This is a genomic window from Kitasatospora sp. NPDC059571, from assembly GCF_042735675.1.
Taxonomy (GTDB): domain Bacteria; phylum Actinomycetota; class Actinomycetes; order Streptomycetales; family Streptomycetaceae; genus Kitasatospora.
Window position 1 is genome coordinate 14036 of record NZ_JBHWBW010000134.1, and the last position, 3565, is coordinate 17600.

A 3565-nucleotide genomic window follows, 5' to 3' on the forward strand; every position below is an offset into this window, starting at 1 on the left:
GCGTACGGCTGCCGGTCTGCTTCCAGACGCAGGTCAGCGACTGCGGCCCGGCCGCCCTGGTGACCGTGCTCCGGCACCACGGCGTCGACGTGTCCCTCGACGAGGTCCGCTCCCGGGCCGACTCCGGCCGCAACGGCGCCTCCGCCCGCACCCTGCTGGAGATCGCCCGCGAGCACGGCGTCAAGGGCCGGGGCGTGCGCGCCGACCTCGACGCCCTGAAGCGGCTGCGGCCCGGCGCGATCCTGTTCTGGAACTTCAGCCACTTCGTCGTGCTGGAGGGCGCCGGCAAGGAGTACGTGGACGTCGTCGACCCCGCGTACGGGCGGCGCCGGCTGAGCATGGCGTCGGTCGCCGAGTCCTTCACCGGGGTGGCGCTGGAGTTCGACCCGCCGCTGGAGCGCGGCTCCGCCGCCCGCGGCACCGGGACGGGCAGCCCGTGGCGCCGGCTGCGCCAGTTCCTGCCGAACCACCGCGAGCTGGGCCTCCTGCTGGCGGCGTCCGTCGCGCTGATGGCCTTCGAGCTCGCCCTCCCGCTCACCGCGGGGATCCTGGTCGAGCGGGTCGTGCCCGACGGCAGCGGTGGCACCCTGGCGGGCGCCGGGGCGCTGCTCGCCGGACTCGCGGTGCTGTTCTTCCTCCTCCAGCTGAGCAGGTCGCTCCTGGTGGCCAAGCGCCAGGCCGTCATAGAGAAGCGGCTCACCCTGGGCATCGTCGGCCACCTGGCCGACCTGCCCTACGACTTCTTCACCGTGCGCAATCCGGGCGACCTGGCCATGCGGGCCCGCGCCAGCAACGTCCTCATCCAGGTGCTGAGCGTCACCGCGGTCTCGGCCGCCCTCGACAGCGTGCTGGTCGTCGCCTACCTGGTCGCGCTCGCCCTGGCCAACCCGTCGATGGCCGCACTCGTCGCCGCTCTCGTCGCCGTCCAGGCCGGCCTGCTCGCCCTCACCTGGCGCCGCCAGACGGAGCTGAGCCAGGAGGTCCTCGAACGCCAGACCAAGGCGCAGGAGGAGCTGGTCGAGATGCTGGAGAGCATCTCGTCACTGAAGTCCAGCGGCCTGGCGGACACGGCCGCGGAGCGCTGGTCGCACACCCTGGTCCACGAGGTCAACAAGCGCCTCGGCGCCCGCCGCAACCTCGCCGTCTTCTCCTCCCTCAGCCGCACGGTGCAGTTCGGCGCCCCGCTGGCCGTCCTGCTGGCCGGAATCTGGCAGGTACTGACCGGCCGCGCCTCGCTGGGCGAGGCGATGGGCTTCATGACGCTGACGATCGCCCTGTTCATCCCGATGCAGGGGATGTTCGACGCCGGCTCCCAGCTCGCCGCCGTCCGGCCCACCCTCGCCCGCCTCGACGACGTCCTGCGGGCCGCGCCCGAGCCGCGCGGCGCCCTCGCCGGATCGGGTGTCGCCGAGCCGGGCCGGATCACCGCGAGCGCGGTCTCCTTCCGCTACCCCGGCGCACCCAAGCCCACCCTCGGTGACATCGAACTCGACATCCGGCCGGGTCAGTTCGTCGCCGTCGTCGGCCGCTCGGGATCCGGCAAGTCCACCCTCGGCATGCTGCTGGCCGGGCTGTACGTCCCGACCGGCGGCACGATCACCGTCGACGGCACGTCCCTCGCCGATCTCGACCGGCCCACCTACCGCCGCCGCATCGGCTACGTCAACCAGAACGCCCACCTGTTCGGCGGCTCGATCCGCGACAACATCCTGCTCGGCAGCGAGGACATCGGTGAGGACGAGCTGAAGAAGGCCGTGCAACTGGCGCACGTCCACCACGAGATCACCGCCATGCCGATGGGCTACAACACGCTCGTCGCCCCCGGCGGGCACGGGATGTCGGGCGGCCAGCGGCAGCGGATCGTCCTCGCCCGGGCCCTGGCCAAGCGCCCGAAGCTGGTCATCCTCGACGAGGCGACCAGCGCCCTGGACCCGGCGCTGGAGGAGGCCATCATGCGCGGCCTGCTGGCGGCCGGGATCACCGTCGTCGTCATCGCCCACCGCCTCACCGTCCTCGACGACGCCGACCAGGTGATCGTCATGCGCGACGGCCGGATCGTCGAGGCGGGCCCGCCCGCCGCCCTCAAGCAGACCGGGGAGGAGTACCTGTGCCTGACCTGACCCCGACCCGGCCGGCGTCCTCGGCCCCCGTGCCGTTCACCCACGAACAGGACTGGTTCCACACCAAGACCCGCACCGACGCCTGGGCCCACAAGAACGTCCGGCTCGGCTTCGAGATCCTCGGCGACCTCGACACCGACGCCCTGCTGACCGCCGTCCGGGCCTTCGTGACCCGGCACGACGCCCTGCACCTGCAGTTGCCCCCGGAGCCCGGCCCGCATCCCGAGCAGTGGCTGAGGCCGATCGGCGCGACGGAACAGGTCGTCGCGTGCCAGCAGGTCGCCGCCGTCTCACCCGAACAGTTCAACCGGTACGTCTCGGCGATCCTCTCGCGCGACTGCGTCACCCCCTGGCGGTACGGCGAGCAACGGCCGTTCGCCATCCGGCTGCTGCGGTACGACGCAGGCCGGCACGCCCTGCTCGCGACTTTCCAGAACCTCGTCTTCGACGGACGCGCGCACCACCTGTTCGCCCACGAGGTCTGGCGCGACTACGAGTCCGTCCGGCGCGGCGACCCCGTCCCGGTGCGCGCTCCGTCGTTCGCGGAGGCCGCCGCCCGCCAGCGGGCCGGCACCACCCCCGCCCAGCGCGAGCGGGCGCTGGCCGACTGGCGCGAGCGCCTCGGCTTCCTCGCCCGCACCCGGTGGGTGCGGGCTGACGGCGCGAAGGCCGGCGACGGCGGGCCGGCCGCGGAGGGCGGCATGCTCCGTGCCGAACTCGACGGCCCGACCACCGCGGCGCTGCGACACACCTGCGAACGGGCCCGCCTCGGCCTGCTCCAGTGGACGGTGGGCTCCTTCGTCCACGCACTGGCGTCCCGCACCGGCAGGACCGAGGTGGGGCTGTGGACGTCGATGGACTCGCGGCCGCCGAGGGACCGGGACGTGGTCGGGATGTTCGCCGCCTCCTGCCCGCTGGTCGTCACCGACGCGGACGGCGACCCGGACGCGGTCCGCGGCCGGGTCCGCGCCGGGCTGCTGAACGCGCTGAAGCACCAGCGGCTGACCGCGGCGGAGATCACGGCGGTGACGCGGGAGGCCGAGGCGCAGCACGGCGCCCCCGTCGGCCGCGACGTCTACGTGAACCTGCGCCGGTTCGAGGGCGACCACGCGGGCGTCCGGGACACCGGAGCGCTGCGGATCACCGCCGACGCCTACGAACTGCGCCGGATCGCCGTCACGGACCTGCACGCCCTGCACCTGCGGTGCACCGAGTACCGCGACCGCCTGCTCATCGACCTGCGCTTCGACGGGCTGCGGGTGGACCGGCCGGCGGCCCGGGCGATCCTCGACGACGTACTGGCGGCCGCCGCGGCGCAGGCGGCCGAACCCGCCGGCTGAGCGGCCGTGTTCCCCGCCCCTTCCGCCGGACTCCCGTCTTCCCAGCCCCCTCAGCCACCCCATGGAGGTGCCATGCCCCCCGCACCGATCGACGCGGTACTGACC

Annotated in this window: 2 protein-coding genes; both read left to right on the forward strand. The window is 73.7% G+C overall.

Going from position 1 to position 3565, the window contains the following annotated elements:
* On the forward strand, window positions 1-2120 hold a 2120-nt coding region (locus tag ACFV0G_RS17400), incomplete at its 5' end, for a peptidase domain-containing ABC transporter (RefSeq protein ID WP_380547716.1).
* Entirely contained in the window at window positions 2108-3460 is a 1353-nt protein-coding gene (locus ACFV0G_RS17405; RefSeq protein WP_380547719.1) for a condensation domain-containing protein, read from the forward strand. The genes ACFV0G_RS17400 and ACFV0G_RS17405, both read left to right, overlap by 13 nt.
* Window positions 3461-3565: the final 105 nt, after the last annotated feature.